The 25,724-nt window shown below is 51.1% G+C and carries 22 protein-coding genes and 1 pseudogene; 17 read left to right on the forward strand and 6 right to left on the reverse strand.

The window, feature by feature from the left end; all coding sequences use genetic code 11:
• A partial coding sequence (locus HMPREF0372_RS05470) for an RNA-guided endonuclease TnpB family protein (protein WP_039996754.1) occupies positions 1-814 on the reverse strand: 814 nt, incomplete at its 3' end.
• 183 nt (positions 815-997) lie between these two features.
• On the opposite strand from HMPREF0372_RS05470, the gene HMPREF0372_RS05475 reads away from it, so the two are divergent.
• The 12 genes from HMPREF0372_RS05475 (at position 998) to HMPREF0372_RS05525 (ending at position 18,754) form a co-directional block, all read left to right on the forward strand.
• Positions 998-7,600 (forward strand): phage tail tape measure protein, encoded by a 6,603-nt coding sequence (locus HMPREF0372_RS05475; RefSeq protein ID WP_007489643.1) that lies wholly within the window; start codon positions 998-1,000, stop codon positions 7,598-7,600.
• 167 nt (positions 7,601-7,767) lie between these two features.
• On the forward strand, positions 7,768-10,185 hold the full coding sequence (locus HMPREF0372_RS05480) for a hypothetical protein (RefSeq protein ID WP_007489644.1): 2,418 nt from the start codon (positions 7,768-7,770) through the stop codon (positions 10,183-10,185).
• Between the two features lie 27 nt (positions 10,186-10,212).
• Entirely contained in the window at positions 10,213-12,342 is a 2,130-nt protein-coding gene (locus tag HMPREF0372_RS18670) for a Kelch repeat-containing protein (RefSeq protein ID WP_007489646.1), read from the forward strand.
• Positions 12,343-12,354: 12 nt separating this feature from the next.
• Positions 12,355-12,894 (forward strand): hypothetical protein, encoded by a 540-nt coding sequence (locus tag HMPREF0372_RS05490; protein ID WP_007489648.1) that lies wholly within the window; start codon positions 12,355-12,357, stop codon positions 12,892-12,894.
• Positions 12,895-13,280: 386 nt separating this feature from the next.
• Positions 13,281-14,801, forward strand: a complete 1,521-nt coding sequence (locus tag HMPREF0372_RS05495; RefSeq protein WP_155116973.1) for a hypothetical protein — start codon at positions 13,281-13,283, stop codon at positions 14,799-14,801.
• Positions 14,798-15,259: a RuvC family protein gene (locus tag HMPREF0372_RS05500; protein ID WP_007489651.1), complete on the forward strand. Its 462-nt coding sequence runs from the start codon at positions 14,798-14,800 to the stop codon at positions 15,257-15,259. Before HMPREF0372_RS05495 ends, HMPREF0372_RS05500 begins: the two co-directional genes overlap by 4 nt.
• On the forward strand, positions 15,241-15,555 hold the full coding sequence (locus tag HMPREF0372_RS05505) for a hypothetical protein (RefSeq protein ID WP_007489652.1): 315 nt from the start codon (positions 15,241-15,243) through the stop codon (positions 15,553-15,555). The genes HMPREF0372_RS05500 and HMPREF0372_RS05505 overlap by 19 nt, the downstream gene beginning before the upstream one ends.
• Positions 15,556-15,559: 4 nt before the next feature.
• Positions 15,560-16,741, forward strand: coding sequence for a hypothetical protein (locus HMPREF0372_RS19630; protein ID WP_007489653.1), 1,182 nt, complete (start codon positions 15,560-15,562; stop codon positions 16,739-16,741).
• A gap of 32 nt (positions 16,742-16,773) precedes the next feature.
• Positions 16,774-17,184, forward strand: coding sequence for a hypothetical protein (locus tag HMPREF0372_RS05510; RefSeq protein WP_007489654.1), 411 nt, complete (start codon positions 16,774-16,776; stop codon positions 17,182-17,184).
• A complete protein-coding gene (locus HMPREF0372_RS05515) occupies positions 17,181-17,540 on the forward strand; it encodes a hypothetical protein (protein WP_007489656.1) in 360 nt (119 codons plus the stop codon). Before HMPREF0372_RS05510 ends, HMPREF0372_RS05515 begins: the two co-directional genes overlap by 4 nt.
• 112 nt (positions 17,541-17,652) lie before the next feature.
• Entirely contained in the window at positions 17,653-17,988 is a 336-nt protein-coding gene (locus HMPREF0372_RS05520) for a phage holin, LLH family (RefSeq protein WP_007489657.1), read from the forward strand.
• Positions 17,978-18,754: a CHAP domain-containing protein gene (locus HMPREF0372_RS05525; RefSeq protein ID WP_007489658.1), complete on the forward strand. Its 777-nt coding sequence runs from the start codon at positions 17,978-17,980 to the stop codon at positions 18,752-18,754. The genes HMPREF0372_RS05520 and HMPREF0372_RS05525 overlap by 11 nt, the downstream gene beginning before the upstream one ends.
• Positions 18,755-18,775: 21 nt before the next feature.
• Here the strand turns inward: HMPREF0372_RS05525 and HMPREF0372_RS05530 are convergent, their stop codons facing one another.
• Both HMPREF0372_RS05530 and HMPREF0372_RS05535 read right to left on the reverse strand, forming a co-directional pair.
• Positions 18,776-19,705: a tyrosine-type recombinase/integrase gene (locus HMPREF0372_RS05530; protein WP_007489659.1), complete on the reverse strand. Its 930-nt coding sequence runs from the start codon at positions 19,703-19,705 to the stop codon at positions 18,776-18,778.
• A 19-nt stretch (positions 19,706-19,724) separates the two neighbouring features.
• Entirely contained in the window at positions 19,725-19,931 is a 207-nt protein-coding gene (locus HMPREF0372_RS05535) for a hypothetical protein (RefSeq protein WP_039996756.1), read from the reverse strand.
• A gap of 128 nt (positions 19,932-20,059) precedes the next feature.
• On the opposite strand from HMPREF0372_RS05535, the gene HMPREF0372_RS18675 reads away from it, so the two are divergent.
• From HMPREF0372_RS18675 to tnpB, 3 genes and pseudogenes are all read left to right on the forward strand, one after another.
• Positions 20,060-21,058: a restriction endonuclease gene (locus tag HMPREF0372_RS18675; protein ID WP_007489660.1), complete on the forward strand. Its 999-nt coding sequence runs from the start codon at positions 20,060-20,062 to the stop codon at positions 21,056-21,058.
• A gap of 94 nt (positions 21,059-21,152) precedes the next feature.
• Positions 21,153-21,329: pseudogene (locus HMPREF0372_RS21320) on the forward strand (hypothetical protein); the annotation flags it as partial.
• A gap of 82 nt (positions 21,330-21,411) precedes the next feature.
• Complete coding sequence (gene tnpB, locus HMPREF0372_RS05545; protein WP_007489661.1) at positions 21,412-22,539, forward strand: IS200/IS605 family element RNA-guided endonuclease TnpB; 1,128 nt, start codon at positions 21,412-21,414, stop codon at positions 22,537-22,539.
• A gap of 453 nt (positions 22,540-22,992) precedes the next feature.
• Here tnpB and HMPREF0372_RS05550 read toward each other — a convergent pair whose 3' ends face one another.
• Both HMPREF0372_RS05550 and HMPREF0372_RS05555 read right to left on the reverse strand, forming a co-directional pair.
• Entirely contained in the window at positions 22,993-23,292 is a 300-nt protein-coding gene (locus tag HMPREF0372_RS05550; protein WP_007489664.1) for a DUF2442 domain-containing protein, read from the reverse strand.
• Between the two features lie 13 nt (positions 23,293-23,305).
• Positions 23,306-23,572: a DUF4160 domain-containing protein gene (locus tag HMPREF0372_RS05555; protein WP_007489666.1), complete on the reverse strand. Its 267-nt coding sequence runs from the start codon at positions 23,570-23,572 to the stop codon at positions 23,306-23,308.
• Positions 23,573-24,215: 643 nt separating this feature from the next.
• On the opposite strand from HMPREF0372_RS05555, the gene HMPREF0372_RS05560 reads away from it, so the two are divergent.
• Entirely contained in the window at positions 24,216-24,395 is a 180-nt protein-coding gene (locus tag HMPREF0372_RS05560; protein WP_007489669.1) for a hypothetical protein, read from the forward strand.
• Positions 24,396-24,511: 116 nt separating this feature from the next.
• On the opposite strand, the gene HMPREF0372_RS20505 is transcribed toward HMPREF0372_RS05560, so the two are convergent.
• Positions 24,512-24,907, reverse strand: coding sequence for an Arc family DNA-binding protein (locus HMPREF0372_RS20505; RefSeq protein ID WP_007489671.1), 396 nt, complete (start codon positions 24,905-24,907; stop codon positions 24,512-24,514).
• Positions 24,908-25,090: 183 nt separating this feature from the next.
• Between HMPREF0372_RS20505 and HMPREF0372_RS21000 the strand changes: the two genes are divergently transcribed.
• Positions 25,091-25,222, forward strand: coding sequence for a hypothetical protein (locus HMPREF0372_RS21000; protein ID WP_007489672.1), 132 nt, complete (start codon positions 25,091-25,093; stop codon positions 25,220-25,222).
• Positions 25,223-25,724: the final 502 nt, after the last annotated feature.

Below are 25,724 nucleotides of genomic sequence, written 5' to 3' on the forward strand. Positions count from 1 at the left end.
TTAGATCATAGTCCCGGACAAGGGCGGTGGACAGTTTGTGCAGGGTGTCGTTCCGCTGGTTCGTTACCTTCTCATGGAGCCGCGCCACTTTGACCCGTGCTTTCTCCCGGCGGTTGCTCCCCTTTGTTTTTCGGGAGAGCTGCCGCTGGAGCCGGGCCAGTTTCTTCTGGCTCTTGCACAGGTGGCGGTGGTTTTCGTAATCCACACCATCGGAGGTAATAGCAAATGACTTCAATCCCATATCGAGGCCGACTACCGCCCCGGTGCTGGGGAGTGGGGCGATTTCCACATCGGTACAGCACAAGGCAACGAAGTATTTCCCAGATGGGTTCTGGCTGACAGTGGCGGAGAGTATGCGGCCCTTGACCTCTTTTGAGATACGGCACTTCACAAGGCCAAGTTTGGGTAGGCGGATGTGCTTACCATCAACATAAATAGTCGGCTTCCCATTGGCAACATGCTGTTTAGTCTTGTAGGACTTCCGCCTATCCCGCTTACTTTTGAAGCGTGGGAAGCCGGGCTTTTCGCCCTTCTTCACGCGGCGGAAGAAGCCTTGATAGGCAAAATCTAAATCGCGCAAAGATTCCTGCAAGGGTATGCTGTCAACCTCTTTCAGCCAAATCAACTCTTTCTTCAATTGAGTGAGCATAGCGGAGGATTTGACGTAGTTGATGGTTTCGTCGCTTGCCTTATAGGTTTCCTTGCGGAGGTTGAGAAAGTGGTTATAAACGAACCGGGCGCAACCAAACGTCCGAGCAATCATAGCACATTGTTCACTGTTTGGATATAGACGGAACTTATACGAATACTCCATTTTCTCACCCCGTTTCTAAGTAAAATTATACCACAAAACGATTAAAATCTCAATACGGAAGGGAGGCAGGGCGGCTCCTCCCCATAAATGAATTTAGGGGTATCCGCCGCCCGAGTTTTGATGAGACTATTATACTACTTTCCTATTTTTACAGCAACCAAAAAATCATAGGAGGATTTTAAAATGCCTGATGAAGTTGTTACTTTAAAAGTGACCCTTGACGCAGCCAAAGATATTGAATCCCGGTTGAGGACAATGGATTCCTTAATGGATAGCCTGCACAAAAACAGTAATGTCAAGCTGACCGTAGATACCAGTTCTTTCGATAAGCTCATCAATGAAACGAAAAAGTACCTTTCTTCCGTGACTGAGCAAGTAAACCAGAAGTTGCGGCTTGCCACTACCTCCCAGGAAATTCTTCTAGCGGAGAAAACTTTGGCGACCGAAGCGGCCCGGCTGGCAGCCGCATATGAAACGGCAGAGACGAAAGCTCGCAGTTTGGGACAGGCAACTGGGGAAGTTACGTCCACCCCCCTTCAGCATCAGATTGACGCCTTAACTGGGGTTTCAAATGAATTTAAGTCAGCCGCAGAAAGCGCCAAATACTTTATTGACGTTGAGAAAAAGATCGGTTCCGAGACCGGGAATCGTGTCGATGTTAGAAATGATTTTGGGACCAACAGCATACAGGACTACATAACCAATGTAGAGAAGCTGGAAAATGCAACTGTCTCCGCAACCAAATCCGTAAAGGTGGGTGAAAGCACCTTCCAGCAGTTCTCTGTTGCGGCCCAAAAAACAAACGGGGATGTAAACAAATTTACCTACTCCATTGATACCGCTACGGGCGCTGTTTATAAAATGGATCGTGGGTTTTCTTCTCTGGGCCAAAATGCTGTTTCTGCACTAAATAAAACATCCTCTGCCGCCAAAGAGGTCGGTTCCGAATTTGGAAACATGTTTAAAAACATGCTCCTTTCGCATGTTATAAACACTTTGATATCTACCCCAATTACACTATTACAGTCTGCACTCGACGAGCTAAAGGCTGTTGATACCGAGTTGGTCAACATTCAAAAGGTTATGGGCGCCACTGCTGGCGAGATGGAAAACCTCTCTGAAAAGGCATATGAAGTAGGGTCTTCCCTTGGTATCGCCGCTTCGGACTACTTGGCTTCTGTTACTAAATGGGCACAGGCTGGCTATGGTTCTCTATCTGATGAACTGGGCGAACTTTCGGTAAAAACGCAGAAAGTGGGCGATGTGCAGGAGGCTACCGCCAACCAATTTCTTCTGTCGGTTGATGCTGCCTATAAATACAAGGGAAATATCTCTGAACTGACAAAAGTTCTGGATGGAGCCAACGAGATCTCCAACAACTACGCCACCAGCGTTGAAAAACTAGCCGGTGGTATGGGCATTGTCTCCTCTCTGGCCGCACAGGCCGGTATGGAGGTTCAAGAAACGATGGCGGCCATCGGCACGATCACTGCCGTCACTCAAGAGTCTGGCAACAGCGCCGCCCGCGCCCTCCGTGCCCTGATTTTGAACATCCAGGGGTCTACCGAGATTGCTATTGATGAAGCGAGTGGTGAACGCTGGACAGAGGATGAGATTAAGGCCACTGCCGCCGCTCTGGGCGATCTGAACGTTGCAACCCGCGAGTACAAGGACGGTGTAGAGCAGCTACGGAACCCCATGGATGTCATTGGGGAACTCTCCGACAAGTACCGAAAGGGACTTATCAGCGAAGTCCAGCTCCAGGAAGTCGTATCCTCTCTGGGCGGAAAGGTACGGTCTAACCAACTGCAAGCTCTTATCTCCAATTATGACATGTACGAAGAGATGCTAGATACCTACGCTGACAGTGTAGGCAGCGCTGACCGGGAGTTGGACATCTACCTGAATAGCTGGGAGGCAAAGACAAACCGGCTGAAGAATCAGTGGGTAGAACTCGTGGCCTCCTTCCAGGCCAATGATGCAATCAAGGGAATATTGGATATCGCAAATGCGCTTATGGAGGTTGCTAATACCCCTGTTGGCAATATTCTGGTAGTAGCAGCAGCAATAGCAACTCTCAATGCCTCCTTTGCTGGATTCGCCGCTACAACAGGCGGTGCTGCATTTCTTGGAAAGTTCAAAGGATTCCTCACTGTGTTTGACGACGTAGGCAATGCCACCACAAAAGTCGGGAAACTCACCGCAGGTTTTAAGGGACTTGGGAGTGCTATTACTACTGCCCTAGGGCCAATTGGAATTGCTTTGACGGTTTTGTATACTCTTGTCACTGTCATTGACGCATTGACGGTCAGCGCCGAAGAGCAAAAGGAGAAGGTCGATGCTCTCTCTGCTGAATATCAAGATGCTACAACAACTCTGGAGTCACTGGAGAACCAATACAAGGATAATACCGACCGACTTAATGAACTCAACAGTCTAAAATCTAGCGGCGATTTTACTGTGAACGATCAGGAGGAACTTGACCTTCTTAACGAACAGAACTTTTCGTTAGAACGCCAGATCATACTTCAAGAGAAATTGGCGGAGGCCAAGAAAAGGCAGCTTGCAGAAGAGGCAAACACCGCTTTACGCAAAGGTTTTTCTGAGACCTCTGATGTAAATTTTCTGACTGGATTCTTCTCGTCTGCTTATGACCAGCTTTTCGGCGGAAACAGTCAAGCCTTAAATGACTTTTTCCGCCAGTTCAGTATGAATATAGCCGGTGCCTTGGACGGCTTTGAAGGTCAGGCAAATTATATTTCTGGCCGTCTGGATGATCTCAATAAACAGAAGGAAGAGTTCCTTTCTGAGCACGGAAGCAATCAGAGTACCTGGAGTGAGGAGGAACTAAAGCAGTTCGATAAACTGGAGAACCGGATTGCTAACGCCGATGAAATGGCAATCAGCTTCTACAACGAAATGCAAGGCTATATCGGCAACCTGACGAATGAGGAAGATATTGCTTACTGGCAAGAAATTGCCGATTCTTTGTTTGCCGCAATCGCCCCAGCCATGTCGCTCCGTTCCCAGATTGAGTCTTTAACCTCTGCAATGGACTCTGCCACACATACCGAGTTCAATGATATGCTTACCCAAATGCGGGAGGACGGCGAAGTAACTGAAAGCGAAATCCAGACCCTTATCGACAAATTTCCAGTGCTTAATGCACTCTTAGAGAGCGGTGAGTACACACTCAAAGATCTGGCGCAGTATTTCTCCGGTGCTGGCGGAGAGGCAATTTTGTTTGGCGACAATGTAGAAGATGCATCAAATGAAATAGAGCAGATGGAGGCAGCCGCCGATGCCCTTTCGGACACCCTAAACGAACTTGAATCCGCTCTGAGCACCTTGGACAGCGCCCAGGACGAGCTTTCGGAGAACGGGAAGCTATCCATTGGAACAGTTGATTCCCTGATTCAACAGTTTCCGGAGCTGACTGGCCTTCTCTATGAGTATCTGGCCGGTTTGGTGTCTGAGCAGGAACTCCAAGAGGCCCTTTCTGCTCAGTACAACAATACAACCAACGAGTACAAAAAGAACATCATTGAAAAGATGATGTCTAACAAAGAATTTTACAAGAATACAATTCTCACAAATACAAACATTGTTTCCAAACTAGCCGAGCTGGGCATAACCGACCTTGAAAACTACCAAACTCTGGAGGAGCTTAAGGAAGAAGTAAACCGCCGTATTCAGGAGCAGATGACCAAAAACGCAGATAAAGGAAAGGATGACCGCGAAAAGATCTACGGTCAAGAAGTAGAGGCTTTCACAGTGGCCCAAGCATCCATGCTTACTGCTCAAGCCCTATCCCTGGATAAAATGAAATCTAAGAGTTTGACCGACCTCCTTAACGAAAAAAATGGAATAGGTCAAGGCGAATATTTCGAATTTGGGCAACAGAAACCAAGCACAAATTCCAACGGCGTAGTATCGGACTATTGGGACGACGTTATGGACATCCTATCGTCCGCAATCGAAATTCCCTCCCTTTCCTTTGATTCTTCCTCCGGAGGTGGATCGTCAGGAAAAGGTACATCCTCTAAATCTTGGTATGAGGAGGAAATCGACCGTCTAAAAGATTTAGTTTCCCGTACTAAGGACACCAATACTTTGCTTGAAAAGGAAGAAAAGAACTCCTACCAGAAGCGTATTGTTAATATCCAGGCTGCTCAAGCTGAAATTCATAAAACGGCGAATCAGTTCCGCGCTAAGGGCCTATCTGATACCTCCGACGAAATCAAGCAGCTTAAGTTGATGTATCATGATCTCGCAGATGAGGTAGTTTCTATCTATCAGGAAATGCACGATGATCTGATGGAGAATAACAATGACCGCGAGTGGGAGCTTAACCTTTTCAGGAAGAATCGGGAGCGGGCCGACCGGAGTGTTGAGGAGATTGTCGCTGACAATGAGAAAATTGTTGCAGAGTACAAAGCCATGCAGCAGGAGGTGGCCGACCTTGCCGCCTACTACCGCTCCATGGGTTATGACGAGACGGACGACCTAATCCAAGACCTCTCCGACGCATGGTGGGACTACCAGGAGCAGCTCGAATCGGTCTATGATTCCCTGACCAAAGCCTTTGAAGATTACATCTCAGAATCCGACCGACAGATTCGTACCCTGGAGCGCACCACTGGCACAGCAGGCCAGCAGATAGAGATTTATACCCAGAGGATAAACGAGGCCAAGAAAGCCCTGCAGGCTCTCCAGTCGACGAATATCAACGGCATCAACAATGAGCGGATTGGGAGTATTCAAGACCAAATCTACTCCGACGAGGACGCTATCTCCAATATCCAGGATGAACTCTGGTCTGAATTGGAGGCTGCCGTCAATAAAGAGTTCGACAAACTCCAGGATGAAATTGACGATGCCCAGGACATGTTGGACAAGTTCAATGAGGCCGTAGAAAAACTTGATGAAGAACTCCAAAATAAAATCGAGCCTCTGCAAGAGCAGATCGAGGAATGGCAGGACAGGTTAGAGGAAGTTCTAGAACCCATCGAGGAAAAGCTGGATGACCTGAATGAACAGCTTGAGGCCGAACGGGATGCACTGGAGGCCCTGACTGATCCTCTGCACAAGGAAATCGAGGGCTACTACACGGTCAACCCAGACGGAACAATCGGCGAGTACGTTCCAGGCATTAACGACCGGCTGGACGATCTAAATGATCAACTCGATAAAGAAAACGAGAAGTGGAATGAGCAGAAAGAACGTGAGGAAGCTGCGCTGGCTCTCCAGAAAAAAGAATTGGCTTTACAGGAAGCCATCAAAAACCTGGAACAGGCCCAGCTCGATCTCGAAACTGCCAAAAACGAGCGTACTATCTATACTTTAAAAGATGGTGTATGGGGCTGGAGAGCTGATGAGCAGGCTATTCAGGATGCCGAAGACGCTTTAGAGGATGCCGAGCAGGCCAAAGAAGATGCAGAGAAAGAGCTAGAAGATCTGAAGGAGCAGCAGGCGCACGACAAAATCATTTCCAACTTAGAAGACCAGATCAAAGCATTAGAAAAGCAGAAGGAGTTAATCAATAAACAAATTGATGCCTATGAAAAGGAGAGTGAGGCCCGGCAGGATTACATTCAGGACCAGATTGACTACTGGGAGAAGGAGAAGGAAGCTCAGGAGGAGCACTACAACGATCTGATTGAGGCCAACCAGAAGGAAATCGAGGCATGGGAAGAATACTACGAAAAACGCAAGGAAGCCTACGATGATGATATCGAGTTCTGGGGAAATAAGGTAAAAACTCTACAAGAACAGTACGACGCATGGGCCGAGCGCTGGAGCGACATTCAGGATTCCATGACCGAGGATGTCCGATCCATCGAAGAAATCCTTTCTGACATCGCCAAGTATGGCACTCCTGAAATGAAAGCCCAAGTGGATAACATCACGGACCTTCTCCGGGACATGGGCGTGGCGCTTGGCGATTTCAATTCTAGCATTGACAGCGGTCAGGCCGGAGGAGGAGGCCAGAACGACCAGAACATCATTGACCAGATGAAGCAGAATGCCCAGAAGTGGTGGGATGCCACTCTGCGGGGCGACAAGGAAACAGCCGACTACTATGATAAACTGAACTATCAGCTTGGCACCAGCATTGGTGCGCATCGTGACCACAATGGTGTTTGGTGGGATAAGTACGGAAACAAGCTGTTCGACACGCCATCTTCGTCTGGAAACGCCTCTGGCGGCCCTGCTTCGGGCGGGTCCTCCACTGGAGCGTCTGGTTCTGGCTCTGGTTCTACGAACTCTATGGTAGACGCTAACAATCAAATCAGTCAGCTACGAATGAACGCCATGCATGCCAGCGACTCTGAAAAGCGCTCCTTGTTTCAGGAAGCCAACCGACTAGCCGTATCGTATGGCGCAGTTTCTATACCATATACTTCTGATCCAGACGATTGGAAGTGGTATAACCGGAGTGGAGACTGGCTGTTTGACCAGGGTGGCATCGCTCGTGGCAAGGGCATGATGGTCAAGGGGACGGACACACCAGAAATGGTGCTCAGCCCTGTTCTGGCATCCGATGTGCTCAATCCAGTCAAAAACGAGGAATTTGACCGCTTTGTACGGGACATGGGCATCATGTTCGGAGCGGCGGAACGATACGCCCAGGACACCAGAATGGAGCCGGGCAGGTCCACCAGCAACGATAACCGCAACTATTCCCATCAGACATTTATCAACGGCGTGGAGATCGGGGACAGTATGCTTGACCGCCCCTTGTCAGAAGTCCTTTCTCTGCTGGGACTACACCGTAACTACTGATTTTCCCCCGACAAAAGTTGTTGCAATTTGAGTGGAAAAGCGGTAAAATAAGAAATAATAAGATACCTGTGCCGAATTGATGGCATAGAGGGGCCATTTGGGGCCGCTGTTGACTGTATAATGCAGTTGACAGTGGTCCCTTTTTTGTTTGTGCTGGAGGTGAGCCAGTGGCGCTATATCAACCGACCAATATTTTCCCGTCTTCCTTCGCGGGCGTGGGTGGCGGCGTGGTGGATGTGACGCAGCCTCTCACCGTATCGTGGCAGGTCAACGGCTCCTCAGCCATGACCGCCTATCAAATCAAAATCTACGAAAACACTACCGCCTCCAAACTCGTCTACAACAGCGATCGTGTAAACCTACAGCACCCCTTCTACGGTATGACCTCCACAGGTGATGTGAACTACTTCCAGGTCACCATCCCTGCAAATCGGCTGACCAACCTGTCCAACGGCTTCTCCAGCGGGTACAAGATGCTGATCACACAATGGTGGAACGGCGGTTCCATTCAGCAGTTATCCCCCTCCTTTTTCCTGACACGGACAAATCCGGCTGTGACCGTCAGTGTACCGGCCACCGTCACATCACGGAGTGTGACCTTCACCGGTTCCTATACCCAGGCCCAAGGCGACACCCTGGACTGGTTCCGGTGGGAATTGGCCCTCCAGGACGACCCGGAAAGCCCGATTGAGGACAGCGGGTACATCTACGGCACCGAGGACATCCAAGTCACCTACGATGGTCTATTCACCAATACAGCCTATTCCGTGCGGCTGACCATCCAGACAGAGAACGGCGTACAGGCTACTACCGGCTGGCAAAACTTCACGGCACAGTATGACGTGTCCGATATGAAAGGCTATGTGGATGCCTGTGTATCCCCGCTGGAAGGTGTAATTATCCAGTGGCCCCGCATCTCTTATATCAACGGAAAGCCGTCCGGGCCTCATCAGTTGACCGGCGGACAGCTCAGATTGCCCGCAGGGTCAAGCATTACCTGGGACGAGCGAAATGGGGAGCCGATGAACATCCCTACACCCTGGTCGCTTGCATGGTCGGGCATCGTACCTTTGACTGGCACTTCTCCTGTCTGGCGGATCACCGGGGATGGACATACATTGTCCCTCTCCATTGAACCGCACTTGATTTCTCTGATCCTGGACGGTGCGGTGCTGGCCTCTGTGGAGATACCCCACCTTTTGGTGGACTATACAATCCGCATGGTACTAACGCCCCGTGAACTCCACATGTATTATCCGGTGCAGGAAGGCGGGCTTTATCCATCTTCCGTCCTTTTCCCATCCGCCACGCTCTATCCTATGGGCGGGGATGTATCCTGGGAGCGGTTCACCTATCCGCTGACGTGGGTCCAACCGGATATCGAATCTATCACCCTATATGGAGAACAGCGGTGTGACTACATCATGGTCAGCGGCGGTGAGGTTTCCGGCGCTTTGCTGGGAGACCTGTTGACCAACTTCGAGTTTGAACCGAGCTGGACACTGGACACCTGGTTTTTGGCAACCTTCAACGGAACCGGCATCAATGGCGGCAACATTACTCCGTCCGGCGACAGCATCACCGGCGCAGCAGTCTACCGGCTGAAAAAGGGTGACCGGCGACTGCAACTGGTAGCGAATGTGGGTATCGGCAGTTCCACATTGGTGGATGAGGGGTTCCGCAATCAATCCACCTATACCTACTATGTGTTCGTGTTGGGGACAAATACTTATGTATCTGCCCCGCTGATCTCCAACCCGGTCACACCTATGTTCTGGAACTGGACCGTGCTGGACTGCTCGGTAGATTCCAACGGAACATACCATCTGGAGGAAGCGCACCTGTTTCGCAACAGTGTAAGCACGGACAGTATCAGCAACAACAATGCCCCATCCATGCTTCAAAATTTCACACCCTACCCGCTGAGACAGCCATCCTCCTACAACTTCAAATCTTCTACCCTGACCGGCTACATCGGACGGGTGGACATGAAACTGAATCAGTACATCGACACAGTGGATATGGCAGAGGCCCTTTATAACCTGTCTGTCAGCAACAATCCCAAGTTCCTGCGGGACAGGAAGGGTAATCTCTGGCGCATTCAAACCAATGCTGCCGTGTCCATGCAGACCGGGGACACGATGGTCCCCCAGCCCTACTTCGGTTCTTTCCCGTGGGCTGAGGTGGGAGCGGCGGACGGTATCTCCATCATCTGCCAGCCGGGTGACGGGGCGTGGGACAGCACCACCGGGCAGGAGCCGGACAGTGGCGAGACCGTGACCAAAATCGTTGTGACTGCCCCATTTGGGTCTACCGTAACCCTGACCAATGGGCAGGAGAGCTATACAGAAGTCTGCTACGGCTACATCACCTACCAGCCCGCCACGCCGGGCGATTGGACGGTGACGGCTATGCGGGATGGCTCGTCGGCCAGCGAGACCATCACCATGGCAGAGGGCGTGACATACTACGTGGGGCTTGTCATCACGGAGGTCTACGCCACACTTATTATTGCCGCTCCATCTGGTACCGTCATCACAGTATCCCAGGGGAGCGAGTTCGAGGAAACAAAAGTAGTCCCGTAGTGCGGACAGGAAGGAGGATTCTTTTTCATGGCACAGGTAGAGTTTCAAGTCCCCGGCCCCGGCACCTACATCATCGAAGCCGCCCCGTCCCTGCCTCCCCTGTCTCAACCGGGCACGGCAGCGGACGTGTTGACGGGCGAACAATTCTATGGTGAGGACGGGAACCCTGTCACGGGCACGATGCCGGATAACCCCGCCGAGGCCGTGATCATCCAGGGCGGCGGTTCCTACACCATCCCCAAGGGCTACCACACGGGCAAAGGCACCGTGACCAGCGAGGGAACAGAACTACCCACGCTGGCCAACCCCGCCAACGCTGGAGAAATTATCTCCGGCAAGCAGTCCATCGGACAGAACGGCGAAACCCTGACTGGTACAATGCCCAACAACGGGGCCGTGAGCAAGGACTTGACCGCCGGGGAGAAGTACATCATCCCGGCTGGTTATCACAACGGGCAGGGCAAGGTGACTGCCCCAACTGTTGCAAGCGAGACCCCCGGCACAGCAGAAGCCGTTGACATTCTCTCTGGGAAAACTGCATGGGTCAATGGGGAGCAGATCACAGGAAGCATTCCAACCAAGACCGCAGAAGATGTGACGATTCAAGGCGCATCCGTGAGCGTCCCCAGTGGCTACTACGGCCCCAACATTGCAAAGGCAATTCCCACGGTAGAACAGACCGTTCCCACCATTTCTGTCAGCCCAGAGGGCCTTATCACTGCCCAAGCCCAGCAGACAGAGGGATTCGTGGCGGGCGGAACAAAGTCTGCCACGAACCAACTCCCTGTGCAGGGAGCTCAGACGATCACGCCCAGCACCATGGCTCAAACCATCCAGCCCAACGTGTACCTCACCGGGGCGCAGACTATCCAGGGCGACACAAACCTTGTGCCGGAGAACATCAAGGAGGCCGTGTCCATCTTCGGCGTGACGGGGACTTATGCGGGAAGCGGCAGTGATTTCGCTGTCCCGCTCACCGTAACCGCAGAAACCGGCGCAACCGTCAAAGCTATCAACGGCGAAACCGAGTTGACGGGTATCTCTATGAATGGGGTTGTTTCCCTTACTTTGACAAAGGGCGGGACATGGATAGTCAGCGCAACACTGGAAGGAAGAACGGATAGTGTATCAATAGAAGTTCTCCCTTCATATAAAGTCAAACTAGCCGTTGGCCCCGGAAATCTTGTGTACCATGGAACTGCCGAAGATCTTAGCGTCAAGAATACTGGCATGGCTTCCGCTTCAAACGGGAAATATGGAGTATTTGCTGGTGGTATGGCTACCACCAGCAATAGTGCCACTCAAACAGATATTGTAAATGCCTATGATGCTGAACTTACCCGCATAATCGCTCCACGGCTCGTTGAAGCTGTAGAAAGAGCTGAAGCGGCTAAAGTTGGAAAATATATTATAATCGCTGGTGGGAAAAGCAAGGCAACTAATACTTTTACATCCGCAGCAACGGCATTCGACGAAGATTTGATAAAAAACATTCCTTCGGAATTAAACGGGAAAAGATATGATTTCGCAGCAACATCAGTCGGAGATTATGCACTTTTCATGGGTGGAACCGGGACTGGAATCGACCGCACAGCATACGATGCGACTTTAACTCGGTCAACGCCTACAGAATTAAGCGAATATAGATACCTTCTTGCTGCCACAAATATTAAAGGCTATGCTCTCTTTTGTGGTGGAATTGTTGGCGGTAATTATCTCTCCAACGCAGACTCATACGACGAAAATCTTACACATGGGCTCCCAACAGAATTAAGTGTTGGAAGAGCAGGTCTTGCCGCATCTTCCAACACTGCATATGCACTTTTCGGCGGTGGAAATATCAAAAATACCGAAATGCTTGATGCTGTCGATGCATATAATTCCGATCTTACGCGAACAATCCCTGCTTCATTAAGTAAACCTGTAACATACCTTTCCGCTACTAGTATCGGGGAGTATGTTTTATTTGGGGGTGGCCGTAGTAACTCTGCAACTGTTGACTCATATAATATTGACTTAACTAAAACCACTCCTCCACCGCTGAGTGTTGGGAGATATAATCTTAGTGCCGTTTCAATTGGCGACTACGCTCTGTTTGCAGGTGGATCAACTTCTCAAGGACCTATATCTACCGTTGATGTTTACACTATAAAGTAAAGGAGTTTTCAGATGCGCTATCAAATTTGGGACAAGAAAACCGATATTTTCACCCCGTCGGGCCACAAATTCACCGCCGCCGAATGGCTTGCAAAGTATCCTTGGGCCGATCTGCCCGGCGTGAAAATGATCATCACAAGTGGCACCATCAACGGCGGGGCGGCAATGGAATTTCAGGCCACGGTAGACCGCTACATGGAGATGGGGGCCGATTTCTCTAGCTGTGAGACGGACGAGGATTACCTTGCTGCCATCGAGGACTTCGAACTTCACCCGCCCGGCGCTGACCAGCCCTCCATCGAGGAGCGCACCGCCGCCGCATTGGAGGCGCAGGTGCTTATGGCTATGCCGGAGGAAGCGGAGCCTGCCGTGGCGAAGTTGAGCACCATGTCCGTGGCCCGGACGGCCAGCGCCACCCCCACTGAGTCCGCCGCTTTCCAGCGGGTGAAGCGGAACTATGAGAGAGGTCTTTGGAGCGCCGCTCTGGTGAGCATGGCCGCAAGCCGGGGGCAGATCACCAGCGACGAGGCCAGCACCATTCTGAACGGCTAAGTTCTACACAAATTGACAAACCACAGCGCCAAATGGTAAAATAAAATCCCTCCCGGAAACGGGAGGGGGCGCTGTTGCATAAAAGGCGGTTAGCTACTCCCCCCGAAAGGGGGTGAGGCCGATGGGAAACGGACGCTGGGCGAAAGCCCTGCGCTTCCTGGTGTGTTTCATCATCATCCTTGCGGTGATGATCTACATATCCCCAAAAGCGTGCTGACTGCCCGGTGGCACGAGCAGTCAGCGGTTTAATCCGATTGAACTGTGAGAGCTAACCGTCGCAACAGCGCCCTTCTATGTTTATTATACCATCCTGCCCAGGTTTGTCAACGACAAATCAAGAGGCGGGATTTTTGTTTTCCGCTCAGCAGGAAGGAAGTGACCTCTCCGTGCCGGTCGTAACCCCGCAACGCTATCTCCAATATCTCTCCGCTGTGCGGGGAGAGTTCCACAAGCTGGCCCGGCTGGACTTCCTGCAACCGGACGGCTCTCTAGCCTTTTCCATTGACAACAACCCCCACAATCCCCGTTCCGGGGCGTTCATTCAGGAGGGGGAGTTGTCAGTTAACCTACAAAATGGGATGCGACGGCAAGCAACTGTAACACTCTCCAACCTGGACGGGGCCTATGACTACAACGTGAACAAGGTCTGGTTTGGACAGCAGATCAGATTGATGGAGGGCCTTGTTCTGCCCGACGGGACAGACTTCTATCTACCCCAAGGCGTGTTTTACGTCAAAGACCCGGAGGAAACCTTTCTGCCCAACCAGCGCCTTGCCCGGTACAATCTAGTTGACAAGTGGGCATATCTGGACGGGACGCTGTTCGGCAACTTGGAGGGTTGGGCACTCATTGAAATCAATGAGGATATCTTCAACGCCATTACCCAACTGCTTCTACGGGATAGAGGAAACGGACAGCCTATCGATAACATGGCCCCAATCTTCACGACCTACTATAATGGCAAGACGGTAAAATTGACGGACGGACGCATAGTCCCATGGACAAACACGCCATACACGGCCCGGTTTGACAACCGAAGCAACACCCTTTCTACCCTCTTGTTGGAGATGAACAAGATGCTGGTTGGGTGGATTGGGTACGACCAAGCGGGACACCTGCGGGTGGATGCCGCCTATGAGGACATATCGGATGCAGACAAGCCAATCCAGTGGGAGTTCTCCCCCCAGCGGGTGGATTTCCTAGGAGCGACTTATGCCGTCAAGAACACAGAGGTATTCAATGATATTATCGTCAACGGTGTGGCGCTGAATGGTAACCACGTCCCCTCCGGGCGGGCGATAAATCAAGATCCGTCCTCTGACACCAACATAGATCTTATGGGCCTGCGCACAAAGGTCTTCGAGGAAACCTGCTACTACGCCGATGAACAATGTCAAGAACTCGCGGAGTGGTATTTGAAGCAGAACTCCGTTCTGAAAAAGTCTGTGACCATTCAGTCCTCCCAGTTGTTTCATCTGGTAGAAAATGAATTAGTAACTATTACCCGGACGGACAAGCCGGGGAGTCCGGTAGAGCGGCATCTGGTCACCGGCTTTTCCCGGCCTATCGCACAGAACGGGCAGATGACTATTGACTGCACCAGCGTGAACGACTTCCCGGCGGCTTCCCCTTATCCCCTGCCCTCTACACTTGTTTATGCAACCATTGCCTGTGACGTGCGGGCGGGGGCCGTCGTGACCTGCTCACTAAGCGGCACCACTCTGAGGGGCGTATCAAATGGACTGGTAACGTTTCAGCTCCCGGTGGATGGATACGGAAAGTGGGAACTGGAGGGCACCTATAAGCCTGAAAGTGGAGCACAGGAAACGGCCAGCACAACGGTTTCTGTGGGCAGTCCGGGGCTTTATAATGCAACACTAAAGTTTCCAAGCGAGGTGAGCACATGACGTTCATTGGAGTTGACCCTGGAAAGAAAGGCTCACTGGCCCTGCTAGAAAATGGGGCCGTATCCATCTTTCCCTTTGACGAGGACACCTACATAGAAATGTTGGGCAAGGTAGCCCCCCACGCCTCCATCTGCTGTCTGGAACACGTCGGGTCTATGCCTGGGCAGGGAGTCACCTCTATGTTTCACTTTGGGGAAAACTTCGGCTTTATCCAAGGCGTTCTCAGGGCCTACAAGATTCCTTTTGAACTGGTACGTCCTCAGAAATGGAAGAAAGAGTTTTCTATCACCGGGGACAAGAACAGTTCCATTCAGGTATGCAAGCGGCTGTTCCCGGAAGTATCCCTTTTCAGGACTTCAAAATGCAAGAAAGAGGATGACGGAATGGCAGAATTTTTGCTTATGGCCGAGTTCGCACGGCGGAAACTGGGGGTGGCACAATGCGAAAACGCAAGCTGAACGCACAAAATGAGGCCCTTGCCGTGTGGCGGGCCTTGGAGCCGCAAATCGTGGAGGCTGTGCGTCGGGAAACCGCCGATTGTGTGCGGCAAAAGAAGCTGACGGTGGTGACCGCCCCCAACGGCACCACTATGGGCGTGATGCAACCGAATGACAGCACCATCTTCGAAATCCCATACGTCTCCACCCTTGCCAATGTGCCAGTGGGGACTATGGTGCTGGTTCAGTATTTTTACGGGATGTCAAACATGATAGCCGTCTCATTAGGGGACGGAACACAGCCGGAAGGAGTGTGACTTTATGCCCATTAAAGACGGAAAATATAAAAACCCTAATTGGGTCAACGGCGGCCCTCCAGCTATTGATGCCGACGAACTGAACGCCATTTCTGATACATTGGAAAATCTCGATAAAAACCCTGGCACTAACTATATAAGCGGAAACGGAATCTCTATTGCAGGAACAACAATATCTGCAAAAATCTCTTCTGACAACGATAATGTAGCCACCTTCGGGAAAGATGGCGGGATTTATGTACCAAATCAAGGAGGGGGCGCAGGAGTATCCGCCAATAAAAAGGCGGCTGTTGTTGTGGGGAGTTCGCAAAATGGATGGACTGCTCAAGACTGCGATTATTTGTGCGATGGCACTAGTGATGATGTTGAAATAAACAAAGCTATTGTTGCAGCTAAAAACATAGGGTATGTCTGCTTACTCCCTGGAACATACAATTTGGGTGGCAGTGTTTCCGTCAATAACGATGTAACTATTTATGGCGGAGGGGCATTTGGAGCTCCGTATTCTTTTGCTGGCGTCCGTAGCGCAACGGTTATTAAAGATACACGCCAATGGACGGGAGCGGTCGGTTCCATTTCTTCAGCATCAATTAGTTGCGGAAATAATAGAACCGCATTTTTGAATTTGACCCTAGACAGTTCCTCTGTAAACCGCGTTGGAGTTGTCACACGTGGAAATACAGCGTTTTCGTATTGCTCGATAAAAGCAAACTATCATTGCGTTTATTCCACGGGCACTTCTCTTACCTTGAATAGTTGCTGCATAGGGGCGTTATCTACTAGTTCTGTATCGGGTCAATACGGGGTTTATATGATGGCAAGTGGAACCTATCCAACACTGGAGATAAACGGAGGGGCGGTCGGGAATATCGGAAGCGTATATGCAAACGGTTCAGACGCATCCTTTGCACTGCAAGTTATGATCTCTAATTGCGTGTTGAGCGGAGCGGGTGGAGGTGAATCAGATATAAGCGGCGCTGTTGCTCTAATCAAATCAAGCGGGGCATCCATAACCGGATGTAACATTTCTGGATATAGCTCAATCGCACATCCAACCCCGACCGTTTACTTAGATTCCACAACAGAAAATTGCATAATCAGCGGGAATGTTATAAGTGGTTACTCCCAAGTTTCCGACAACGGGACAAACAACAATACGCAATATAACTTGTTAGTTCAACTTTAAATTTAGTTACACCAGAGCGTAGGAGGCCACCCATGCCAAATTGTATCCAAGACCACTCCAAAGAGTGCATCGGCTACGCCGAGGCACAAATCCTTAAGCACCAAATCGAGGAACTGGTCAAAAAGCAGGAGGCTGACCGTGAGAATAACCGCAAAGACCATAAGGAGTTCTATGAACGCCTTGAGTTTGGTGAAAAGGCGCAGGCCGTCACACAGAACCAGCTTGCCCAAATCCTCGATGATACCAGCGAAATCAAAACAGACCTGAAAGACAGCAGGAAAGAACTTACCACCGCTATCGAGAAGCAGAATCAAGCCATCACCGACTTGCAGATGAAGCCCGCCCACAAATGGGACATGCTAGGCAAAGAAGTGCTCAAACTAGTCATTGCTCTGGTATTCGGTATCGTGGCCGCCGCCATTGGATTGGGGGCATTCAAATGACAGAGTTGAGTATCCTTCTGGTTGCCATTCTGATGCTTGTGGCCGCCCTTATAGCGGCTATGGTGTACGTGGCGAAGAAGGTGGGCGGGAAGGGAGAAAAAGAACTCCGCTCCGTGACCAGGCTCCTGTTCCTCACGACACAAATTGCCGCCCTGGTTTGGGTATCGGTGTCCTACCTGATTGCCCTGTACGCCACCGTTCAGCTTGGACAGCCCTTCCCTATTGTTGAACTTTCCCAGCAGGCAATCACGACCATATTAGGCGTGAATGTTCTGAAAGTGGTGGAGAACATCTTTGAACACAACGACGGGCCTGTGTTTGGAACCTGCCAGAAAAAACAGCAGGACACAGACTGAAAATCAACGGAAATCTGCTAAAGATGTTAAGAACCCGCCGCAACAAGTGAAGGGAAAAGTAAAATCATAACCAGAAACGCAACAAAAAAGTTAAGAAAGGAAGGTACATACTATGACCGACATTACTCCTATCATCCAGGCCGTTATCACTCTGGCCGTGGCCCTTATCACCGCCTTTGCCGTGCCTTGGCTCAAAAAGAAGATCGGCGCGGAGAACATGGACGAGTTCTTGAAATGGGTCGAGATTGCCGTGGCTGCCGCCGAACAACTCTACGATTCCCTTGATGGAGACGCCAAGAAAGCCTATGTGGTACAGTTCCTCACTTCCAAGGGCTTCAAGGTGGACACCGAGGCCCTGGACAATGCCATCGAGGCCGCCGTGCTCAAGCTCCACAATGAGCTGTACAGGCAGGCGAAGGAAGTGGAGGCGCTGGGCAATGGCAACTGAGCAGGAGCTTAGGCAAAGCGTTGTCTCCATCATGCAGGGCTGGATTGGCTGGTCTGAGGCCAACGGCAAGCACAAGAAAATCATCGACCTGTATAACACCCAGAAACCCCTCCCGAGGGGCTACAAGGTAAAGTACACCGACGAGTGGTGTGCCGCCACAGTCACCGCCGCCGGGATGCAGGCGGGGCTGTCCGACATTATCTTGGGCGAGTGTTCCTGCTCTCGCATGATCGCGCTGTACAAGGCTAAAGGGCGCTGGATGGAGGACGACGCTTACCGGCCCGACATCGGGGACATCCTCATGTACTGCTGGAAGGACGGGGACAACTATGCCACCACCGACCAGACCGCCAATCCCAACCATGTGGGCTTTGTCGGGGCGGTCAACAGCAACACCATGACCATCTATGAGGGCAACAAGGGCGAGGCCGTGGCGACCCGTACCGTGCCCATCAATGGCCGCTATATCCGGGGCTACTGCCTGCCGGATTATGCCAGTAAGGCGACCACCATCAAAACCGAAGCCGAGGAGGACGACGATATGGACATCTCTAAACTGACCGACGCTGACATTGAGGCCCTTGCTGCCAGGCTGGACACTGTGCTCTCCAAAAAGGAGCCGTCTGACTGGTCTAAGGAGGCCCGGATCTGGGCCGAGGGTCAAAACATCATCTCCGGCGATCAGGCCGGGAACAAGAAATACAAGAAGCCAGCCACCCGCGAGGAACTGGTGCAGATCCTCTACAACATCGAGAATCCGTCTTGAACAGAAGTGGCCCCCGGTCTCCTATGCGAGGCCGGGGGTCGTTTCCAGTATCCCTTCAAACACCTTTCTGGTTTCCGCCGCAATCTCCGTCTGCGGTTTGAGCATCTGGGCATATCGCTGTGTCATGTCCAGGCTGGAGTGTCCCAAGAGCATTTGTAGCTCTTTCGGGTTCATTCCAGAGGAAACCAGCATTGAGGCACAGGTATGTCGCAGAGAGTGGGGGGTGATATCCTCCCTTCCGGTCATGGCCTCCACATAGCTCTTTATACCATAGATAGCTGTTATTCGAGACAGGGGTTTGAAGCCGCCTCCTTCGTTCTTTTGGACGAAGATGGGGTCTTTATCTACCGCCTCCTTCGGCCTGGCTTTGTTCAGATATGTGTGCATGACCATCTGCGCATAGGGAATGAAGGGTACTGTACGTCCCTTGCCTCCCTTACCGCTGCGGATGGTTGCATACCCTTCCTCCCAGTTCAGGTCAGCCGGTGTTAATGCCAGCATCTCCGACTCTCTTGCACCGCTGGTCAATAGGAGTATCGTCATAGCTCGGTTCCTTATATAAACCGGCTTTCGCCCAAAGGACGATGTACTGGTTGAGAATATGCGGCGTATATCGTCGGCGCTCAACACCGACTTTGCAGAAATGTATTTCTCAGACATGCGCATTTTCTTCGAAATTGGGTTTTTGTCCAACATCCCGGACTCTACCATCCATTCCAGCGCCGTATTCAGCCGGGATATATACTGCGCAAAGGTGTTTCTGGAATATCCCAGCAGGCTTTTTCGGTAGGCCAGAATGGCCTTCTGGTCAATCTCCTGCCGTCCTTCGCTCTCCATGAAGCGTATGAACTTCTCCACGCCCCGGCGCTTCTGATCCTGTGTATTCCTTGACATGTTCCCGTATGAGGCAAGGTACTCTTCGGAACAGGTCTTAAATTCAGCCAAGTTCATTTTTCTCCCCCTGTTCTTATTAGAGGGGCGACGTTGAACCGCCCCCTCTGCATTCTTTTGAGAGTTCCTCGTTAGCTTTCTCCTCAAACCATTTCGTCTTTGACTTCCCTTGGCGTTTTAATTTTATTTCCAGTGCTTCGACGAGCTTCCGGTCACTCAATACCGAGAACTGCTTTTTAGTTTTTCTCCGCTCACGAAAATACTCCGCTCTGCTTTCGGCTGGCATCTTTTCACCTCCATTGTAGCGCAAAACAAAAATACCATGTATCGCGCTACAAGTCAATACCTTTCTGGAAAATATTTCGACAATTTCTTTGCGGTGTGCTATACTGCTGATGGTGGGAGGGGAAAGATATGATCTCAACTGAGATTTTTGTTTTCATTTTGGCTGTTCTTATAGCCATTGTCAGTACTTTATGCATTGCCCTATTGGGGGTAGTCAAGCGGAAAGGAAATGGCACAAAGAATGGTTCAACTGGTGAACCAGCCGGGAAGCTATATAACGACGATGCGGGCCAAATTTTGAATGAACCAGAAGCCTACACGGAAAACCATTCTGAAATTCATACCCCTTTACAGGGGAGCCCCACAGAAAAGGCTATCGGTGATATCCAGATTTCACTGCCGATGTCAGAAGACGGGAAGCCTCCTATTTTGGAGCACTTTGCAGAAGGGAGATTTGTTGACCACTTGGACAAAGCTATCCGCGGATTTTTCAGGGACGGTGGGATTAGTGTTGGGAGCATACAGAGAAGCGTAGGGGCTGGATACACACAGGCAGCAACCTATATGGACCGTCTGGAGTCGGCCGGGGTTATCAGCGGACCAGGGGACAGCGGAGACAGAAAATTTTTCATTACAGAAGAAGAATGGGAAAAGGTTCTTCGGAAGAAATTGCTTTCCTATCCCTATATTTTAGAGGAAGTAACCGTATCTAAAATTATATCCCGCCTATCAGATGATGTGCATATCCTACATAGCAGTTCATTACAAGACGTTGACCGGATGGATGGAACTGCTTTCGAGTATTGGTGCGCTTCTATCCTCCGTTCTATTGGGTATGAAGATGTGGAGGTCACACCAGGAAGCGGGGACCAGGGCGTAGACATTATCGCAAAGAAAGAAGATGTGCTGTTTGGATTCCAGTGCAAGTGCTATTCTGTCGATATCGGGAATACTCCAATACAAGAAATTTATGCAGGGCTCCGATACTATAAACTTCATGTTGGGTGCGTCATTACGAACCGATATTTCAGCGCTGGCGCAATAGAGCTTGCCAAGGCGACTAATGTAATTTTGTGGGACAGAGGTAAATTGGAACTCATTCTAAAAAAGATCAACGAAACTCAATAAGCGCACAGAAGAAGTGCCCCTTCCAATTGGAAGGGGCACTATCTTATAGCATAACTATCAACCATGTCGCAAAACAAAATACAACGTCGCAAAAGACTTCAAAAAGCAACACCAGCATGTGACACAATCCATAGAAAATCTCATCAGCGAAAATTCGCTGGTGAAATCCATGTTTGAGAAAACGACTTATCTGACCGAACGAGGCCGTGAATACAAAGAATATATTATCATGCGTGGCGTAAAACCCCTTGCTTTAGCTATGGGGATATAAGCCACACCTTATTCTCCCGTACTCCCAACCTCGGTTGCACGGAGTAAAATGACTTGGTATAATAGGGGTGGTGATGTAAAACGTGGAATATTCATATAAGTTTCGGCTCTATCCGAACTGGGCACAAGAGAATCAAATACTACGCACCTTTGGGTGCTGCCGGTTCGTCTACAACCACTACCTCGCGCTAAGGAAGCAGGTCTATACGGAGTCCAAAGCTACGATAAACTACAATCAGTGCTCTGCGGATATGACCCAGTTGAAGAAGTCCCTGGAGTGGCTGCGGGAAGTGGATGCCACCGCCCTGCAATCTTCCCTGAAAGGCCTGGATTTTGGCTTCCAGAACTTTTTCCGCCGGGTCAAGCAAGGGAAGAAGCCAGGGTATCCCCGCTTTAAGAGTAAACACGATAATCGGCAGAGCTATAAGTCTAAATGTGTTGGGACCAACATCAAGGTGTTGGACGGCGCAATCCAGCTGCCCAAGCTGGGCGCTGTGAAGTGCCGCGTCTCCAAGGAAGTCCGCGGTCGCATCCTGTCGGCTACGGTATCGAGAGCCCAAAGCGGGAAATACTATGTGGCCCTATGCTGTACCGATGTCGATATTCCAAGTCTTCCCTCTACCGGTGAAACAGTGGGTGTCGACCTTGGAATCAAGTCCCTAGCTATCCTCTCTGATGGCACCACCTATCCAAACTCCAAGCATCTTGCCAAAAACCTGAAGAAACTTGCCCGTCTTCAACGCCAGCTCTCCCGAAAAACAAAGGGGAGCAAGCGGTGGGAGAAGGCCAAACTGCAGGTGGCGAGGCTCCATGAACACATCACCAACCAGCGGACGGATATGCTCCACAAGCTGTCCACCGCCCTTGTCCGGGACTATGATCTAATCAGCATTGAGGACTTGGCCCCGAAGAACATGGTCAAGAACCACAAACTGGCAAGGTCGATTGCGGACGCCTCCTGGGGCGAACTGCGCCGGCAGCTGGAGTACAAGGCGGCATGGTACGTGAAAGAAGTGGTCTCTGTCGACCGGTTCTTCCCGTCGAGCCAGCTCTGCTCCGTCTGCGGCACGAAGAACCCCGTAACGAAGGACTTGGACGTTCGGGACTGGGTCTGCACCTCCTGTGGGGCGTATCACGACCGAGACCTGAATGCTGCAATCAATATCCACCGAGAAGGCTTGCGCCTGCTTGGCGCCGAGCTCTCTACATAAAATAACCTCTTGGTAGGGCGGGGCACGCCCGAACCTAATGCTCGGGGAGACCGTGTAAGACCTCGCATGGGCAGGCAGTGGTCAGCGAACCGAGAATCCCCCGGATTTAGACGTGGGGAGTGTCAAGAAATTCTGTGGTCTGAGTACGCTGGGTGGGACTTTCTCAAATCCTGTGAGCGGTGGCTAGGGCCTGTCTGCCTTTTCCTCGATCTCAGGACACCCCACATATCTGGAGTAGAACACCCCGGATAGGAACACAAATCGCAACAAAATAGCCGCTTCCCTGTCTTGTGACGAGGAAAGCGGCTTCTTCTTTTGAACTTTCTTTATTTTCCGTTTGCCGCGCCCTACGGCAAAATCAACTTCGTGAGCTTTCCTTTTACACCCGCGCTCTACGGGCGTATCTTCACCAACACAAAACAGGAATGAGTCAGCCCGACGCTCTCCCATCTCCTACGCCCGCTTTTGTTCTTCTTCGAGTGCGGTATGCTCGTACACATACTCCGGGGCAAGGTCAGCTTCGCCATCTAGCCATGTCAGAGCACCAAAGTCGATATACACCCGATCAAACTCAGCCTTGTCCTTCAAAGGCGCAAAGGCTGGAGTGTTCAGCATCGTCTCCAAATCAAACCCGCCGGATTCCCCTGTACTGAAGCGCACCAATAGCCTGTATCCGTCCAGCGGACGGGCGCAGATTACAGACAGCTTCTTTTTCGTCTCGCCAGCATAAGCGATTCCATCCAACACATACATTGTGACTCCCTCCTTACCTCAGCGGCTCGATCTTCCCAAACGGGATATTCTGCACGGCTTTGTTCCAGCAAGCGTAAAGTTCGTCCTCGTGCAAAATAAGCCATGCCTGTATCAACTTCAACTGTTTCAACGGGATACTCCCGGCCAGCAACTCCCTGTCGATTCCAATACTTGCCTCATAGTCCTGGTAGTACGCGTCGATATGAGGTTTATTGTGCTGCCCCATATCGGAGAACAGCATGTTGATGATGATACCATAGAAACGGCATAACTCAGGCATATTTATCACTTCCCAACAGAGACACGCGCCCCGGTATTTTTTTCGCGCGTTAACGTGTCCCCTCAGTGTACGCCCCATGATTTTTGACTTCGCGTTACCGCGTAGCATGGCACAAAAGAGGCCCCATGAATTGGGGAATCGCGCTAGCGTGTGGATGCAGACCCGCAGACCGAACCCAGCCGGGAGATACCAAGGGCGCAGCCCTCCCCCACGACGCCAGAAAATGGCCGGATGTCTCCAAGGGGACACCCCAGGGCCGGGAAAGCCTACGGTGGGCCGTCTGCTGGGCGCAGTGATGCTATGCGCCTGGGCCCTTCCCTTAGACCGGAGGGCCCAGGGCAAAACAAAAAATCTTTGGAAAACCTATTGACGTACTGCAATACGTATGATATAGTATAGATAAGCAAGAGGGGCGGGGCCAACTCCGAAAGGAGGGAAGCCCATGAGCCTAACGGAAACCATCGCACTACTTATGCTCGTGATTGCGGCTATTTCCCTGGGCAACCAGATAAAGAAATAACCGCCCCTTGACCCCAGCAAGAAGCGGCAATTTCAAGCTCTACACTTGTTAAGTTGGCCGCCTTCCTGCTGACACCAGGGAGAGCGCCCCTCTTGCCCTATATTATAGCGAAGGGGGCCGAAAATGTCAAGCGAGAAAAAAGAACGCCCGCAAGATCGATACAACAAATCGCACACCGTCAGCATAGCAATTAGACTGATGAAGAACACGGAACAGGACATAATCCAGAAACTCGACAGCGTGCCCAACAAGGCCGGATACATCAAGCAGTTAATCCGGGCCGACATAGCAAGGGATAAATAAAAACCCGCTCCCCGTGTTACCAGCACGTTAGATTGGAGCGGGCCCCGTTAAGAAACCACCAAACCAGGGCCGCCCCGATTGTATCACGGAATAGCTTTATGATAAGAGCCAGGGAATCAATTCCCTGGCTCTTTTTCCTTTGTTGCTGGACTGATCCCCATTGCTAGAGAAGACCTATCTCTTTTTGCTTGTGTTTCCACTGCACGGGCCAAAAAGTCTGCTATTGCCTCCCCCGTAGCCTCTGCGGCCTGCTGGGCACGTTCCAGTGTATCAGGTGGGATAAAGACACCCCCGCCCACCTGCGGCCCTTCGGCGCCCGCCTGCGGGCCTATCGCACCATCCCGCTCCATCCGCTGGTCAATGGCTTTGTTGATATAGGCGTTGACGCTTTCCCCTTCGGCCTCTGCACAGGCCTGTACGATTTCCTTATTGCCCTTCGGCATGGTGAGATTCACTCGGTCATAAGTCTTGGCGATGTATTTATTCTGTGCACGTGTACTAGCTTTTCCCATACGCCCCCCTCCTTTTGTTCTATTATACTCCGCACGGCAAGCATTGCGCAACTATATACTATCAACAAATATCGTTGCGCAACCTTGTGCAACCTTCCTATTGCTATCGTTGTGCAACTATGCTATTATAATCATGTCAGGAGGGCAACCCCTGATAAATCAACCGGGCAGGAGGTAACGGAAATGGAGATTGATAGCATGACCCAGACCGAGTTAGCATCCTATCTTGAAACCCTGGCGAAGCTGGTAGAGGCCACGGCTAAGGACGCGCAGGACGCGGCCCGCATTATCCGAGAGGCCATCCCCAAGCAGTAAAAAAGATAGCCGCCCAGCCCTGAACAAGCAAGCGACTATCTAAGACCCAGCGGAGGCGGTTAGAGCCTGCCATCTGGCCGCCTCCAATATAACACAACCGGCAGGGAAAAGCAAGGCCACAGGCCGGGAGGGAAAGAAAATGCTTACAGTGCACGACTTGACACGGGAACAAATAAACCAGCTAAAGGGAATCTATCTTGACCAGCACTTGCAGGAAACTTGCGATGAGTGCGCCAGTTATGGAGAGATTGCAAACGCTGAGAAAATCGTTGATGACTGGCTAATCTATGACGCATACGCAGACACGCTATTTAGCCCGGACGATTTTTGGTAAATAAAAGCCCCGGCCACCGCTTGCAGCAGTGACCAGGGCAAAGAGAACCCCAGAACAACCACGAACCAGGGCACGCCCAGTATACCACGGGTAGCCCTCCATGACAAGGAGAAAAACAGAAATGACGAACAAGGAACTGTAGGACTACAATACATATTGGACATCTGA

The organism is Flavonifractor plautii ATCC 29863, from assembly GCF_000239295.1.
GTDB lineage: Bacteria > Bacillota > Clostridia > Oscillospirales > Oscillospiraceae > Flavonifractor > Flavonifractor plautii.

What these genes read in the sequence shown, in the direction of transcription:
- HMPREF0372_RS05475 (WP_007489643.1), top strand. Translation starts at nt 998, where the DNA reads ATGCCTGATGAAGTTGTTACTTTAAAAGTGACCCTTGACGCAGCCAAA.
- HMPREF0372_RS18670 (WP_007489646.1), top strand. Translation starts at nt 10,213, where the DNA reads ATGGCACAGGTAGAGTTTCAAGTCCCCGGCCCCGGCACCTACATCATC.
- HMPREF0372_RS05490 (WP_007489648.1), top strand. Translation starts at nt 12,355, where the DNA reads ATGCGCTATCAAATTTGGGACAAGAAAACCGATATTTTCACCCCGTCG.
- HMPREF0372_RS05500 (WP_007489651.1), top strand. Translation starts at nt 14,798, where the DNA reads ATGACGTTCATTGGAGTTGACCCTGGAAAGAAAGGCTCACTGGCCCTG.
- HMPREF0372_RS05505 (WP_007489652.1), top strand. Translation starts at nt 15,241, where the DNA reads ATGCGAAAACGCAAGCTGAACGCACAAAATGAGGCCCTTGCCGTGTGG.
- HMPREF0372_RS19630 (WP_007489653.1), top strand. Translation starts at nt 15,560, where the DNA reads ATGCCCATTAAAGACGGAAAATATAAAAACCCTAATTGGGTCAACGGC.
- HMPREF0372_RS05510 (WP_007489654.1), top strand. Translation starts at nt 16,774, where the DNA reads ATGCCAAATTGTATCCAAGACCACTCCAAAGAGTGCATCGGCTACGCC.
- HMPREF0372_RS05515 (WP_007489656.1), top strand. Translation starts at nt 17,181, where the DNA reads ATGACAGAGTTGAGTATCCTTCTGGTTGCCATTCTGATGCTTGTGGCC.
- HMPREF0372_RS05520 (WP_007489657.1), top strand. Translation starts at nt 17,653, where the DNA reads ATGACCGACATTACTCCTATCATCCAGGCCGTTATCACTCTGGCCGTG.
- HMPREF0372_RS05525 (WP_007489658.1), top strand. Translation starts at nt 17,978, where the DNA reads ATGGCAACTGAGCAGGAGCTTAGGCAAAGCGTTGTCTCCATCATGCAG.
- HMPREF0372_RS05530 (WP_007489659.1), bottom strand. Translation starts at nt 19,705, where the DNA reads ATGAACTTGGCTGAATTTAAGACCTGTTCCGAAGAGTACCTTGCCTCA.
- HMPREF0372_RS05535 (WP_039996756.1), bottom strand. Translation starts at nt 19,931, where the DNA reads ATGCCAGCCGAAAGCAGAGCGGAGTATTTTCGTGAGCGGAGAAAAACT.
- HMPREF0372_RS18675 (WP_007489660.1), top strand. Translation starts at nt 20,060, where the DNA reads ATGATCTCAACTGAGATTTTTGTTTTCATTTTGGCTGTTCTTATAGCC.
- HMPREF0372_RS05550 (WP_007489664.1), bottom strand. Translation starts at nt 23,292, where the DNA reads ATGTATGTGTTGGATGGAATCGCTTATGCTGGCGAGACGAAAAAGAAG.
- HMPREF0372_RS05555 (WP_007489666.1), bottom strand. Translation starts at nt 23,572, where the DNA reads ATGCCTGAGTTATGCCGTTTCTATGGTATCATCATCAACATGCTGTTC.
- HMPREF0372_RS05560 (WP_007489669.1), top strand. Translation starts at nt 24,216, where the DNA reads ATGTCAAGCGAGAAAAAAGAACGCCCGCAAGATCGATACAACAAATCG.
- HMPREF0372_RS20505 (WP_007489671.1), bottom strand. Translation starts at nt 24,907, where the DNA reads ATGGGAAAAGCTAGTACACGTGCACAGAATAAATACATCGCCAAGACT.
- HMPREF0372_RS21000 (WP_007489672.1), top strand. Translation starts at nt 25,091, where the DNA reads ATGGAGATTGATAGCATGACCCAGACCGAGTTAGCATCCTATCTTGAA.